Source organism: Bradyrhizobium sp. SRL28, assembly GCF_018596315.1.
Classification (GTDB): Bacteria; Pseudomonadota; Alphaproteobacteria; order Rhizobiales; family Xanthobacteraceae; genus Bradyrhizobium.
Map to the genome: position 1 here is coordinate 22,367 of NZ_JAHEAG010000003.1, position 14,131 is coordinate 36,497.

The following is a 14,131-nucleotide window of genomic DNA, read 5'->3' on the forward strand; positions in this document are numbered from 1 at the left end:
GCTCAAAACTCGCTACCGGACAATGGTGGGTGATGGTGCCCATTCAAATCACCGAAGCGCAAAGCTCGCACGCGATGGAATCCGACGCCGCGAACGAGCTGATTATCTAAAACGCAAACCAGGCCTTGGCGACGAACGTCGCGCTGCACCAGTTCGAGATAAGGCCAGCCGGGTTGGTAACGGGATCGACACGGCCACCCAGCCGTGCGTTTGGATCTCCGGTGAAGACGAAGCAGTTCTCTTTCGACAGATTGGTGTCGTAGTAGCGCAGATCGAGGTTGAAGGCCTTGTGAGTGAAGGTCACCCCCGCCTGCCAATTGAGATAGGCGGGTAGCGGGAAGCCGCCGAGGGTTGGCATCTGATTTCCGAACCACGAATAGCCGGCAGCGGTAGTGAAGGATATGCCAAGGTTCGGCGGGAGCAGACGGCCCGGCACGTCGTAACCCACACCAGCCGCGACGTATTGGCTCCAGGCGCCGGTGTTTGAGACGTTCGGAGAATAGGCGTAGCCGGCGGCGACGCGGACCTGTTCGCCGATGCTTCGATCGCCGCGGACAACCGCCTCCCAATAATTGATGCCGGTCTCGCCGAGTAGCCTCTCTCCGGGATAGGCGAAATAGGTCATGCCGAAATCGAAGTCGATCGTTGCGATCTTCGGGCGGACGCCGGCCGCAAAAGTGAACTCGGCGAATGGTTGAGTCGGCAGTTTGACGGTGGCCACGGTGGTGCCGGCGTACAGAGCGCCAAACCTTGCTTCAACGGCAGCCCCGGCTGCGGGCCCGTGATCGGACAGCGTGGTCCCGCGATAAATGTAGTCGGATGCAGCCCCCGCGCGGGCGCTGAATTCGAGCTCATTCGCAGACGTTGCGCGGTTCGGGTCGGAGGCGGACCAGCCGCGATTGCCAAGGCCGATCGCACCGCCCGAGCTGACCTCAGGGGTTTGCGCGCGCGCCAAGCCGCCGGTCATGGGCGCAAGCGATAAGGCAACGAACACGGCAATCGAGGTGCCGCCGACGAGCCAGACTTCTGCAATGCCTCGCTGCCGCACCGTCGACTATCCTCCAAGGGCTACCGCGATGCCGACCAACGCACTGCCAAAAGCCACCATCGAAAGACCCGCCACCCAGGGCTTAATTCCGCTCTGGACTCCGAACGCGTAGCCACAGCAGAACAGCATCGCGATGGCGACGGCGTAGGAGACACGCAACGCCAGTTTGGCGTCGCTGACGAGGATGAAGGGGATCACGACCGGGAAAGTCGCAAGGAAACTCAGCAAGCAAAGACCCAGCGCTCCGGTCCAGTCGCGCCTGGTCAGCTTCGGACCCTTGGGCTCAGGCGACTGCAGCACTTTTTGCCGCATCAACTCCAGTTGCTCCGCGGGCAGGACCGACACCAATTCCGGCGGCAGCGCGTCGGCGATGACGCGTTGCGCGGTCTCAGCATCCGGCGCCTGCCGTATTGCGCGCAGGGTCAGGTTCTTGCCGCCCCGCTCATTGATACGCGCCAGCAAATAAAGACCGCCGTCAACGATGCCCCAAGCCAGGTTGCAGCCGAGCGCTCCGATCAGCATCGTTTGAATCTTGATGTTGCCCGACGTTGCGACACCGAGGCTGCAAATGAAGGTGAGAGCCATGATCAGGCCGAACAAGGTCTCCGAGATCCGTTCCATCGGATCCAGCACGCGCCCGAAAGGACTATCCGAGACCTCTGACATCGAATCAAACGCCCGTTGGCTCAACCTTCAGGGCAAATTTGTTGACTATATTAGCCGGCCGAGCCGACCTTTCTGCACAGAGTAGGCGCGGAGCACAGTACCGAGTACCGCAGTACGATCAAACCTCCGACTTCATGCTCGACGCCATGGCTCGCTATAAATCGCGCGCCGCCACCCGAACCCCGATGATGTGTAGGTTATCGCCGGAAGTCAAAGCCATTTAATTGCGGCGTGATCCGCGATCATGAGGTTTGGAATTGAAGGGCCCGTCGCATAAAAGATCCCGCGCTCGGCTCACGGCCGGCCATTTATCGGCTATCACTGTATCCGTTGGGAATCGCGCCAAGGGTTGAGACCGCACCAAATGCCGACCACTCCCCTGATCGCCTATACTCACGTCGGCAAGACCTTTGACGATGGCCGCGTGAGGGCCGTCGACGACGTTTCACTCGACGTCGCCGAGGGCGAATTCCTGGCCATCGTCGGCGGCTCCGGTTCGGGCAAGACGACGCTGTTGCGGCTCGCCAACCGGCTGATCGAGGCGGACTCCGGCTCGATTACGGTCGAAGGCGAGGACGTGCGCAATGTCGATCCGATCCTGCTGCGGCGGCGGATCGGCTATGTCTTCCAGAGCGGGGGATTGTTTCCGCATCTCAGCGTCGCCGGCAATATCGGCATTACGCCGAAGCTGACGGGCACACCGCCCGCGGAGATTTCCGCGCGGGTGGATGAACTGCTCGACCTGGTGCGGCTCGACCGGGCGCAATACCGTGACCGGCTGCCGCATGAACTCTCCGGCGGCCAGCGCCAGCGCGTCGGCGTGGCGCGCGCGCTTGCCGCAAAACCGCGCATCGTGCTGATGGATGAGCCGTTCGGCGCACTTGACCCCTTAACCCGCGACGCGCTCGGCGACGATTTTCGCGAGCTGCATCGCACGCTCGGCCTGACCACGGTCATGATCACCCATGACATGACGGAGGCGATCCTCCTCGCCGACCGGATCGCGGTGATGGGAGGCGGAAAGCTGCTGGCGCAGGGCACGCCATCAGAGCTTTCCGAAAGCGACGATACTTACGTCGGCGAACTCCTGCGCACGCCGCGTCGGCAGGCCGAGCGCCTCGGCGCCTTGCTGCCCCGCGAGGGTGCGGCATGAGTCTCTTCACCGATCCGCGCTGGGGCGAGGCGCTGGGCCACCTGCCCGATTATCTCGGCAACCATGTCCGCGTCAGCGTCACCGCGCTGGCGCTGGGCTTACTCGTCAGCCTGCCGCTCGCGATCCTCTCGCGCCACCGGCCCGTGCTGCGCGGCGCGCTGCTCGGGCTCGCCAGCATCGTGCAGACGGTGCCGGGACTGGCGTTGCTGGCGCTGTTCTATCCGCTGCTGCTGGCGCTCGCGGCGCTGTCGCTGTCGTGGTTCGGGTTTGGCTTCTCCGCCTTCGGATTTTTGCCTGCGGTGCTGGCGCTGGCGCTCTATTCGATGCTGCCGGTACTGCGCAACACCATCACGGGCTTGCAGGGCGTGGAGCCTGCGATCCTCGAAGCAGCCCAGGGCGTCGGCATGACGCCGCGGCAATCGCTGTTCACGGTGGAATTGCCGCTGGCGCTGCCGGTGATGATGGCGGGCATCCGCACCGCGGCGGTCTGGGTGATCGGCACCGCGACGCTGTCGACGCCGATCGGCCAGACCAGCCTCGGCAATTACATCTTTGCAGGGTTGCAGACCCAAAACTGGGTGTTCGTGCTGTTTGGCTGCCTTGCCGCCGCGGTGCTGGCGCTGGCCGTCGATCAACTGCTGGCGCTGATCGAAAGCGGCCTGCGCCACCGCAGCCGTTTTCGCGCGGTGCTGGGCGGCGCCGGGATTGCGGCGTTGGTCGCGGCCACGCTGGTGCCCACTGTGATGCGCTCGCAAACGAACTACGTCGTCGGCGCAAAAACCTTCACCGAGCAATACGTGCTGTCGGCATTGATGGCGCAGCGGCTGAAAGCAGCCTCCCTTCCTGCGACGACACGCGAAGGCCTCGGGTCCAACGTGATCTTCGAAGCGCTGGCGGCCAACGACATCGACGTCTATGTCGACTATTCCGGCACGCTGTGGGCCAACCAGTTCCAGCGCACCGACATCAGGCCGCGCCAGGAGGTGCTGGCCGAACTGAAGACGATGCTGGCGAAGCAGAACATCACGCTATTGGGCGAACTCGGCTTCGAGAACGCCTATGCGCTGGTGATGCCGCGCAAGCGCGCCGAGCAGCTCGGCATTCGCACCATCGCCGACCTCGCCTCGCGCGCGGCGAACATGTCGATCGCCGGCGACTATGAATTCTTCTCGCGGCCCGAATGGACCGCGCTGCGCAAGGCCTACGGCCTGTCGTTCCGCGGCCAGCGGCAGATGCAACCGGACTTCATGTATGCGGCGGTCGCCTCCGGCGAAGTCGACGTCATCGCCGGCTACACCAGCGACGGATTGATCGCGAAATACGATCTGGTTGTTCTCGGCGACATCAGGCGCGCGATCCCGCCCTACGACGCGATGGTGCTGCTGGCGCCCAAGCGCGCCAATGACGAGGGCTTACGCAAGGCGCTGACGCCGCTGCTCGGCAAGATCGACATCGCCACGATGCGCGAGGCCAATCTGCGCGCGGCCGGCAATGATGCGACAAGCTCGCCGGATGCAGTGGCGCAGTGGCTGTGGGAGAAGGTGGGGAAGAAGTAGGAGGTTCTTCCGTCATTGCGAGCGCAGCGAAGCAATCCATCTCGCCGCAAGCTGAGGCATGGATTGCTTCGTCGCTTCGCTCCCTTGCGCAAACGCTTCGCGTTTGTCGCAGGCAATGACGGGGATGGAGACGTGGATGGCCGGCAACGGAAGCTTTGCCCACCCTACGGGATCTCGCAATGACGATGTAGCGTCACAGCCCCTTGATCATGCCCGCATCAATCAGCAGGCGGTTGAACCGGCGCGCTTCTGCGCCTTTCTTGCAGGCGTAGAAGGTGCCCTTGCAGCGGAGCATGATGCTCTTCTGCTCGGCGAACGACGGATCGAGCGGGAGGCCGGCGGCTTCCTGGAGCACGAGCGGGATATAGGCCGCGTCGAGCGTTTCAAGCGCGGACGACAGGTTGCGCGGCTGGTAGTTGATACCGTCGATGGCATAATAAGTCGAGTAATAGCGCGGATCGGTGGCCATCAGGCGTTTCGCCAGCGTCGCCCGATCGATGCCGGGCTCGAGCAGCTTTTGCGAGATCGCCGGCTGGTGATCGCCGAAACGCAGCACAAGGAACGACTCGTCCGGATAGTCGCGCTTCAGCCGCTCGGTGAATTCGCGATAGTCGTTTGCCGTCATGGCCTGGCGGCGGATGTACTCATCGACCTCGGCAGTGTTGCCCGGCGGCGTCCAGCCCGCAGGCGTCAGGTCGGGACGATAGACGTCGTGCCAGGGAAAATGATTGGCGGTGAGGTAGACAAACATGAAGACCGGCGACTGCTTCGGCTGCTCGCGCGCGAATGCCTTCAGGGCCTGATCGTAGTAGAACTGGTCGGGCTGCATGTCCTCATTCACGCCCATCTCGGCCATGTCGATGAACTGGTCGACGCCGATGCCCTTCTGGAAGGCACGCGCGCTCAGGAAGTCGCCATAGGTCGGATAGAGCGAGACAGTCTTGTAGCCGCAGCGCTGCAGGGCCTGCGGCAATCCGCGCGTCACGCGGCCGGCGGTGATCCGCGTGATGTAAAACTTCAAATCGCCGAACGAGCGCGCCGACAGGCCGGTCAGCACGTTGTACTCGGTGTACCATGTCGGGCCGCCGGTCGACTCCGCGATCATGGTTCGCTGCTTGCCGTCGATCGACTTGAAGTAGTCGGCGTATCCCGCCGGCACTTTGATGCCCGGCGCCGAGGTGACATCGAAGCTCGACTCGTCGAGCAGCATGATGATGTGCGGCCGCTTGGCCGTGGCCTCGCAGACCTCGCCTGATGGCAGCGCAGGCAGGCCGGCGGCATGGGCGTCCCGCGCGAGGCTGAGCGGGCCGTTCGCCGGCGGATCGGCCTCGATCCACCCTGTCGACGCCAGCCGCGACACCGCCACCACACCCGAGCGCGCCAGATTGGAAATATGATTGACGCCCTGGAACGGCTCCCATGCCTGCTCGGGCGATGCGACCGACATCACCGCGATCAGCGCCGTCGTCGCCGCCACTCCCATCAATGCAAGGCGGCGGCGCACGCGAAACGGATCGAAGCGCCAGAGCGCCCATAGCAGCGGAACCGCAACCAGCCCCGCCATCATCAACTGCATCTGCAGCCGTGGGAATACCGAGAGCAGAAACGAAAAGGTGTCGCGGTCGATGATCAGGAAGTCGAGGAACGTCAGCGTCAGTTGCAGAATTCCGAACTTGAAGTGCGACAGCGCGATCAGGATCACGATCAAGGCCAGCGCCAGCGCGGCGCAGATTACGGGCCGCTGCAACACGACCAGCAGCAAGCAGTTCACGAAGACCCACGCCAGCACGGACAGCGTGATCGCGAATGGCCCGTATTCGGTGGTGAGCAGGACCACGAGCCCCGCCAGATGGACGGCAACGATCAGGCCGGCCAGGGCAAAGAACCTGATACCGCGCGATTCCGCGCGGATGCTGTCGCTCATTCCGGGTTCCGTCACGGCTGGCATTTGTCCTCGATCATGATGCGATCAAGGATCGCATCATGATCTCATCTCCTTGTTTGAGCATGATCTGTTCGGAAAACCGGTTTCCACTTTTCCGGATCATGCTTAGAGCCCTTTGATGAAACCTGCCTCGATCAATAACCGATTGAACCTGCGCACCTCGGCGCCGTCCTTGCAGGCGTAGAATACACCCTTGCAGCGGAGCATAATGTTCTTTTGCTCCTCGAAGGACGGGTCGAGCGGAATGCCGGCGGCTTCCTGGATCACCAGCGGCAGATAGGGTGCGTCGATCGTGTCCATGACGGCGGGACTCTTCACCGGCTCGAAATTGATGGCGTCGATCGCGTAATAGGTGGTGAAGTAGCGCGGATCATAGGTATTGAACTTGCGGGCGACCTTGGCTTCGTCCAGGCCGGGATCCAGCAAGTTCGACGAGAACTCCGGCTGATGGTCGCCGTAGCGCACGATCAGGAACGGCTGCGCCGGGAACTTCTTCTTCAGGCTGGCGACGAAGCCCGCATAGTCGCCGGCGCTCATGGTCTGGCGGCGCAGATATTCATCGACCACCGGCTCGTTGCCGGGCTTGCGCCAGGACGGCAGCAGGTCCGGGCGGAACCTGGTTTCCCAGGGGAAATGGTTGGCGGCCAGATAGACGAAGGTGAACAGCGGCGTATTCACCGGCTGCTCGGCGATCAGCTTGACGGCCTTATCATAGAAGAAGCTGTCCGGCTCGATGCCCTTGGCGCCGAGATCGCGCGCATCGTAAAAGTGCTGGATGCCCGTGGAGGTCTGAAAGCCGCGCGCGCCCATGAAGGCGCCGTAGGCCGGATAGAGCGAGAGGGTGCTGTAACCGCAGCGGCGCAGCGCCAGCGGCAATCCGCGTTCGACCCGCCCCGACGCGATGCGGGTGACGAAATAGGAGAAGCGGCCGAACGAGCGCGACGACAGGCCGGCCAGCACGTTGTACTCGGCCATCCAGCTTGCGCCGCCGCTGCTCTCGGCCATGAACTTGCGCTCGCGGCCGTCAAAGGACTTGAAGTGGCTGCCATAGCCCGGCGGCACCTTGACGCCACCGGCCTGACGGATGTCGAAGCTCGACTCGTCATGGATCATGATGATGTGCGGGCGGCGGCCGGCGACATGGCAGGAATCGACCAGCGGCACCTTCAGCCGCTCGGCGGTCGCGGCCTCCGATTCCATGAAGCCGTAATTGGCGAAGTCGGCAACCGCCGTCACGCCGGAGCGGGCGAATTTGGAGAGGTAGCCGTCGTCGTAATAGCCGCGCCAGGCTTCATCCGGCCAAGTGACGGAATAACCGGCCAGCGCGGCTAGACCGGCCAGCAGGCCGGCCACCGCCGGCAGGCGGCGGATGCGGAACGGATCGAGCCACCACAGCGCGTACATCAGCGGCAGGATGACGAGCGCGGCGCCGACCACGCTCCAGCGCAGGTTGGGAAAGATCGTGAACAGGTAGGCCGCGGTGTCGCGGTCGATCACCATCAGGTCGACGAAGTTCGCGGTCATCTGCACGACGTCGTGCTTGAGCCGCGACAGCAGCACCAGCACCACGACAAGCGTCAGCGACAGCGCGCCCGACAGCGCCGGGCGCCGCAGCAGCGCGATAAAGAAGAAGTTCAGGATGCCCCAGGCCAGGGCGAAGCCCATGCGGCCGCCGAAATCGGTTTCGGTCTGCAGCAGGATCGCCAGCGCCGCCATGTGCGGTGCAGCAACAGCCGAAAGCCGCCAGAAACCAATCGCGGCAAGGCCGGCGGCAAGGGTGGTAGCGGAGGGCCCTGGATTTGGCGCGGGCGCCATGGAAGGTTACGCAACATGACCCGGCGCAATGCAAAGCCTTGGCTGGCGACGACCAGGAGACGCACGACCCATCCGGAACCTGTGTCGTGTCATAAAAACGTAGTGGAATCGTCATGAACAGGCAATGAATTTGCCCAAGGGCGGTCGCGTCAGAGTAAATTTGGCGCCGTCATTCCGGGGCGCGTCACGCCCGCTTGGCGATGCCCTCGATGAAGAGATCGAGGATCGCCTCGGCGGTCTGCTCGGCCTCGGAGCCTGCCACCCCCCAGCGCGGAAAATGGCCGTCGATATTCATCCGGGCAAAGCCATAGACCAGCGCCCGCCCGGCGATCTGGATCTGCTTGAGGTCCGCTGGTCGGAGCTGGCCGGCCGCAAAGGCTTCGGCGAGCGTCCGCTCGGTCAGTTCGATCAGTTCGGCATTGTCACGGCTGACGGCGGCCGCCCGGTCATGATCGAAAAAGCGGCCGCTGGAAATGATTTCGAAATGGGTCGGGTTGCGCATCGCCCAGCGCAAATAGGCGAGCCCGAGGCAGCGAAAGCGGCCGAGCGGATCGCCGGGCGGTGATCCGGCAAGCGCCGCCTCGATTTCGGTGCGGAACCGCCGCTGGGCCTCCTCCGCCACCGCCTGCATCAGGGCGTCGCGGCTCGGAAAATGCCGAAACGGCGCCCCCGGCGACACGCCGGCCCGGCGGGCGGCCTCGCGGACGCTGACCGCCTCCGCCCCGCCCTCGCCGACCAGTTGCAGCGCGGCGTCGATCAGGACACGCCGCAGATCGCCGTGGTGATACGGCTTTGGCGCGGGCGCCCGGGAGGCGCGGCGGCGCGGCTTGGCGGCGGGGGCTTTGGCAGCAGAAGGTTTGCCGGCAGGACGCATGCCCTCTCCTAGCATCACCGGCTTGTGAATGTAAGCATCGATTACACGGGTTGACCTATCCGGCGGCGCATATGTAACTAGTGATTACATCACCATCCGCGTCATTGCGAGCGCAAGCGAAGCAATCCATCTCACCGCGTCAAGAAAGAATGGATTGCTTCCGCCTACGCTCGTTGAGCTACGGCGGACAAGTTGCTTCGCTCGCAATGACGGCTCAATCAATGGGGGAACGAACATGTCGACACGTCAAAACTGGTTCGATGGCTGGCGGCTGTTCGCCCTGCTCTCGCTGACCCTGCTTGCACTCAGCATCTGGATCGCCGGCATGCGGGGCTTCGAGGTCGACGGCGTGCGCATGGTGATCCGCTTCACCGCGCGAACCTCGCTGGTGCTGTTCTGCCTCGCCTTCGCAGGCACAGCGCTGGCACGGCTGTGGCCCAATGCAGGGACGCGATGGCTGCGCCGCAACCGCCGCTATATCGGCGTCAGCTTTGCCGCCTCGCACGCCATCCACGCGGTCGCCATCTTGGCGTTCGCGGTGATGGATCCCGCAGGATACGCGGCGGCAACATCGATCGCGTCCTATATCTTCGGCGGCATCGGCTACGCCTTCATCATTGCCATGGCCGCCACCTCGTTCGACCGCACCGCCACAGCGATCGGCGCGCGCGCCTGGCGCCGGCTGCATCTCGCCGGCGGCTACTACCTGCTGTTCCAGTTCATGGTGTCGTTCGGCAAGCGGATCCCCGACATGCCGCCCTACGCGCTGTTCCTGATTCCGCTGGTGGCGGTGTTCGCGCTGCGAATGATCGCGATGGCGCCGCGGGCAAAAGCCACCGTTCGCGCCGGTTGATCTAGTTTTTCGCGAGCAAGAAGAACTTGCGGCCGAGCTGATGGTGCACCGTGATGACAGCCCGATCGACATCGCTGATCAGGCTGTCGCCGAGTACGACGTTGGGGATCTCCCAGTTTCGCCCCTCGCGAATGGACAATGCCGACAGGGCCGGAACGGAAGCGGTTTCGCACCCGGGTTGAGCGCGAAGCGCGGCGTTTGCAAGCAGAGTCAACTCGGCGTGGGTCTTACCAATGCGCGTCGTCACGGTCGGCTTCATCCCTGCGGCGTCAGCCCGAGGCGCTTGGCGATGATCCTGTCGAGGGTGCGCTTGGGCAATACCGCCGCCATCAACAGCCGCATCGGATCCGGCACGATCACGTAGCGCACCTTGGGGTTCGGCAACGTCAATGCTCCGAACACCTTCTCGGCGATCTTCTCCGCCGGCAATCCGGTCGCGCCAAGGCCCAGCATGAAGGCGCGGACTTTCTCCAGCGCCGGAAAATACGGCGAGTTCTTGTAGGCGGAGATGTCGACCTCCTCGGCCTTGCCCCAGATCGGCGTCTTCACCGCGCCCGGCGCAATGATGATGACGTCGATCCCGAACAGCATCAGTTCGCGGCGCAGGCTCTCCGACAGTCCTTCGATCGCATGCTTGGAGGCGGAATAGGCCGAGGTCATCGGATTGCCGTTCTTGCCGGCGACCGAGGAGATCATCACGATCCGCCCCTTCGGCCCCTTCAGGGTCGGATCGGAGCCGAGCAGCGGCCCGAAAGCCTGGGTCGCGATGATCGGGCCGATGAAGTTGACCTCCATCTGGCGGCGGAATTCGTCGGCGGCGAGTTCGAGCACGGGACCTGAGACCGCAATGCCGGCATTGTTGACGAGGCCGGCGAGCGTTTCGCCGTTGAGGGCGCCCCGGACCTCGCGTCCGGCGGCCAGCACGGCGGCCTCATCGGTGACGTCGAAGATCAATGGCGTGAAGTTCGCCCCAAACTCGCTCCTGAGACGGTCGGCGTCGGCCTGCTTGCGCACGCTGCCGAACACGCGGAAACCGCGGTCGAGCAGCAGTTTCGCGCTGGCCCAGCCGATGCCGGTGGACGCGCCGGTGATGACGACAGATCTCATGACTTAAGCCCTTGTGAGAGGTTTAATGAAGTTCGTCGTGAAGGAATGCTTAAGCACTGGCTTCGTGAGCTTCCTCCACGGGTGCGGCCAACCTTGACGGCGTCTTGTTCGGCAAGTTGCTATTCGATTTTTCCCGGGAACGATTTGGAGAGGATAGCAGCCGGACCGGGATACCGGAAGCGGCGGCGCATGCATGATGCAGTTCGACATCGGCGATTTATCGCGTGAAATCGCCGCATACGTCCCGATCGCATTGGTAAAGCAATTCGGAACGCGGCGTTTGCAATGCGCGGCGTGCTTCGACGCCGGTGTGCTCAAGACAGCCGTGGCCAATCGATTGCACATTTCAGGTGCAGACGGTCTGTACGTCTACCGGATCGCGCCTTTAACGCGGCGTAAGGCTCGGCTCGTCATTGTGCACCAACCCTTCAACAACCAGACAGGCTGCCCACAATGGTGCAACAGCCGGCGCACTCGATCATTGCCGAACTCGAAGATGCCGTCAGAGGCGGTTCATCTGCCAAACGGGTGGAAACCCTGCGGCAGGTTACCGACCTCTTCCTCCATGACGGAGATCGCCTCAGCGACGACCAGGTCAAGGTCTTCGACGACGTGCTTTGTCTCCTGATCGCGCGCGTCGAAACGCGGGCGAAGGCCGAACTCTCGAAACGGCTGGCGCCGCTCGACTACGCGCCGTTCGAGGTGATCCAGCATTTGGCCTGGGACGACGAGATCGAGGTTGCCGGCAGCGTGCTTGCAAGCTCCAGCCGGCTCGGGACCGACGTGCTGGTCGAGATCGCCAGCAGCAAGGGGCAGGACCACCTGCTCGCCATTTCAGGCCGGCCCAACCTGCCCGCGGCCGTGACCGACGTCATCGTCGATCGCGGCGAAGCCCCGGTGATCCGCAAACTGGCCAACAATGCCGGCGCGCAGTTTTCCGAGGTAGGTTATTCCAACATCGTCGCCCGCGCCTCCGCCGACGACGAACTGGTCGAGATTCTCGGCCTTCGCGGCGATTTGCCGGCAAATGGCATGCGCGATCTGCTACGCCGCGCCAAGGATGCGGTCCGCGCCCGCCTGCTGGCCATCGCGCCGCCCGCGCTTCAGGAAGAGATCAAGCAGGTCTTGAACACGATCGCCCGCGAAACGCCGCCTCCGGGGCGGAGCTTCGGCGTCGCCGAGGAGTACGTGAAGCTGATGAAGGGGCTGAACGAGCTGGACGACGCGGCGGTCTACAAGTTCGCCGAGTCGAAAAAGTTCGACGAGGTCACGGTTGCGATCGCGCTTCTCAATGAGATGCCAATCGAAATGGTGGCCCGGCTGATGGAAGGCCCCCGCGCCGACCTCCTCCTCATCCCCTGCCGGTCGGCCCGCCTGAACTGGCCGACGGTCGAGTCAATCCTGCGCAACCGGCCGGTCATGCCTTCGGTCAACGAGCAGACGCTGCAGATCGCAGAGCGCGATTACCGGAAACTGTCGATGGAGACGGCCCAGCGCACCGTGCGCTTCTGGCAGCTTCACAACAGGATCGAGAAGTAGGCGGTCGACCGACGTCTTTGACGGGGTCGACCTCGCCTTACTGCATGGGAAAACTGATACCCGGTCGCGCTGTTCGACCGACGACCTCGTTTCACGCGCGAGAATGCAGATTAAGCAATCGCGCTTTGACTCGGTAAACGCTGGCTTTTCCGTCGCTGATGTAATTGTCGAATTGCTTCGCACCAAGAATGTGCATGAAGCGTCAGCTCTTCGTTTCGGCTCGGGCGGCGCACTCGGCGCGGCGCGTTCAAGAATATAGTTGAGCCATCGATCCTTCGAAGAAGCGGCGAGACCGCGTTGGCGATCTCGCCGGACAATGCCGATCAAGGCTTAAGATTTGGTGTTCTGCTACCGGCTTTGTAGGGTGGGCAAAGGCGCACTTGCGCCGTGCCCACCATCTATCCACCTGGTCATCCTGAATGGTGGGCACGCTACGCTTTGCCCACCCCTACACAGATCGACCAACCTCAGTTCTTGGTCTTGTCGACCAGCGCGCCCTTCTTGATCCACGGCATCATGTCGCGGAGCTTCTCGCCGACTTCCTCGATCGGATGGGCGGCGAGCTTGGCGCGGGTCGCCTTGAACGAGGTCTGGTTGACCTTGTTCTCCAGCATCCAGTCGCGGGCGAACTTGCCGGACTGGATGTCGTTGAGCACCCGCTTCATCTCTTTCTTGGTCTCGTCGGTGACGATGCGCGGACCGGTGACGTACTCGCCGTATTCGGCGGTGTTGGAGATCGAGTAGTTCATGTTGGCGATGCCGCCTTCATAGATCAGGTCGACGATCAGCTTCACCTCGTGCAGGCACTCGAAATAGGCCATCTCGGGGGCGTAGCCGGCTTCCACCAGCGTCTCGAAGCCGCCCTTGATCAGTTCGACCAGGCCGCCGCAGAGCACCACCTGCTCGCCGAACAGGTCGGTCTCGCACTCTTCCTTGAACGAGGTCTCGATGATGCCGGCGCGGCCGCCGCCGATCGCCGAGGCGTAGCTCAGGCCGAGGTCATGGGCATTGCCGGAAACGTCCTTGGCGATCGCGATCAGGCAGGGCACGCCGCCGCCGCGCTGGTATTCCGAGCGGACGGTGTGGCCGGGGCCCTTCGGGGCGATCATCAGCACGTCGAGGTCGGCGCGCGGGTCGAGCAGGTTGAAATGGACGTTGAGGCCGTGGGCGAAGACGAGCGCCGCGCCCTTCTTCATGTTGTCGTGCAGGTGCTCGCGGTAGATGTCGCCCTGCAGTTCGTCGGGGGTCAGCATCATCACGAGGTCGGCCCATTTGGCGGCTTCGGCGACTTCCATCACCTTGAAGCCGGCGGCTTCCGCCTTCTTGGCCGAGGCCGAGCCCTTGCGCAGCGCAATCGCCACTTCCTTGACGCCGGAATCCTTCAGGTTCAGCGCATGGGCGTGGCCCTGGCTGCCGTAGCCGACGATGACCACCTTCTTGCCCTTGATCAGGTTCAGGTCGGCGTCGCGATCGTAATAAACACGCATGGGTCGTTTCCTTAATCGATGGCCAAATCGGCCGGTTAATCAGGCATTTGGAGGAATAGGACCGCCGGTCGCCCGCGAATTTCCGGCG

At 63.4% G+C, this 14,131-nt stretch carries 12 protein-coding genes; 4 read left to right on the plus strand and 8 right to left on the minus strand.

Annotated elements, in window-relative coordinates; translation table 11 throughout:
* Nucleotides 1-106: 106 nt before the first annotated feature.
* Together KIP88_RS08005 and KIP88_RS08010 are read right to left on the minus strand one after the other, a co-directional pair.
* Nucleotides 107-1,048 carry a TorF family putative porin gene (locus KIP88_RS08005; protein WP_214487354.1) on the minus strand — a complete coding sequence of 314 codons (942 nt, stop codon included), beginning with the start codon at nt 1,046-1,048 and terminating at the stop codon, nt 107-109.
* Between the two features lie 6 nt (nt 1,049-1,054).
* On the minus strand, nt 1,055-1,714 hold the full coding sequence (locus KIP88_RS08010; protein ID WP_214487355.1) for a VIT1/CCC1 transporter family protein: 660 nt from the start codon (nt 1,712-1,714) through the stop codon (nt 1,055-1,057).
* A gap of 364 nt (nt 1,715-2,078) precedes the next feature.
* Here KIP88_RS08010 and KIP88_RS08015 point away from each other — a divergent pair, with 364 nt between their 5' ends.
* Both KIP88_RS08015 and KIP88_RS08020 read left to right on the plus strand, forming a co-directional pair.
* Nucleotides 2,079-2,867: an ATP-binding cassette domain-containing protein gene (locus KIP88_RS08015; protein WP_214487356.1), complete on the plus strand. Its 789-nt coding sequence runs from the start codon at nt 2,079-2,081 to the stop codon at nt 2,865-2,867.
* Complete coding sequence (locus KIP88_RS08020; protein WP_214487357.1) at nt 2,864-4,423, plus strand: ABC transporter permease/substrate-binding protein; 1,560 nt, start codon at nt 2,864-2,866, stop codon at nt 4,421-4,423. The genes KIP88_RS08015 and KIP88_RS08020 overlap by 4 nt, the downstream gene beginning before the upstream one ends.
* Before the next feature lie 193 nt (nt 4,424-4,616).
* Here KIP88_RS08020 and KIP88_RS08025 read toward each other — a convergent pair whose 3' ends face one another.
* From KIP88_RS08025 to KIP88_RS08035, 3 genes are all read right to left on the minus strand, one after another.
* A complete protein-coding gene (locus KIP88_RS08025) occupies nt 4,617-6,347 on the minus strand; it encodes a sulfatase-like hydrolase/transferase (protein WP_249790624.1) in 1,731 nt (576 codons plus the stop codon).
* Between the two features lie 126 nt (nt 6,348-6,473).
* Complete coding sequence (locus KIP88_RS08030; RefSeq protein WP_214487359.1) at nt 6,474-8,183, minus strand: sulfatase-like hydrolase/transferase; 1,710 nt, start codon at nt 8,181-8,183, stop codon at nt 6,474-6,476.
* Nucleotides 8,184-8,367: 184 nt separating this feature from the next.
* On the minus strand, nt 8,368-9,057 hold the full coding sequence (locus KIP88_RS08035) for a TetR/AcrR family transcriptional regulator (RefSeq protein WP_214487360.1): 690 nt from the start codon (nt 9,055-9,057) through the stop codon (nt 8,368-8,370).
* A gap of 235 nt (nt 9,058-9,292) precedes the next feature.
* On the opposite strand from KIP88_RS08035, the gene KIP88_RS08040 reads away from it, so the two are divergent.
* A complete protein-coding gene (locus tag KIP88_RS08040; RefSeq protein WP_214487361.1) occupies nt 9,293-9,910 on the plus strand; it encodes a hypothetical protein in 618 nt (205 codons plus the stop codon).
* Nucleotide 9,911: 1 nt separating this feature from the next.
* On the opposite strand, the gene KIP88_RS08045 is transcribed toward KIP88_RS08040, so the two are convergent.
* On the minus strand, nt 9,912-10,169 hold the full coding sequence (locus tag KIP88_RS08045; protein WP_214487362.1) for a hypothetical protein: 258 nt from the start codon (nt 10,167-10,169) through the stop codon (nt 9,912-9,914).
* Nucleotides 10,166-11,017, minus strand: a complete 852-nt coding sequence (locus KIP88_RS08050) for an SDR family oxidoreductase (protein WP_214487363.1) — start codon at nt 11,015-11,017, stop codon at nt 10,166-10,168. The genes KIP88_RS08045 and KIP88_RS08050 overlap by 4 nt, the downstream gene beginning before the upstream one ends.
* Nucleotides 11,018-11,470: 453 nt before the next feature.
* Between KIP88_RS08050 and KIP88_RS08055 the strand changes: the two genes are divergently transcribed.
* Nucleotides 11,471-12,556: a DUF2336 domain-containing protein gene (locus KIP88_RS08055; protein ID WP_214487364.1), complete on the plus strand. Its 1,086-nt coding sequence runs from the start codon at nt 11,471-11,473 to the stop codon at nt 12,554-12,556.
* 467 nt (nt 12,557-13,023) lie between these two features.
* Here the strand turns inward: KIP88_RS08055 and ilvC are convergent, their stop codons facing one another.
* Nucleotides 13,024-14,043 (minus strand): ketol-acid reductoisomerase, encoded by a 1,020-nt coding sequence (gene ilvC / locus KIP88_RS08060; RefSeq protein WP_214487365.1) that lies wholly within the window; start codon nt 14,041-14,043, stop codon nt 13,024-13,026.
* Between the last annotated feature and the right edge of the window lie 88 nt (nt 14,044-14,131).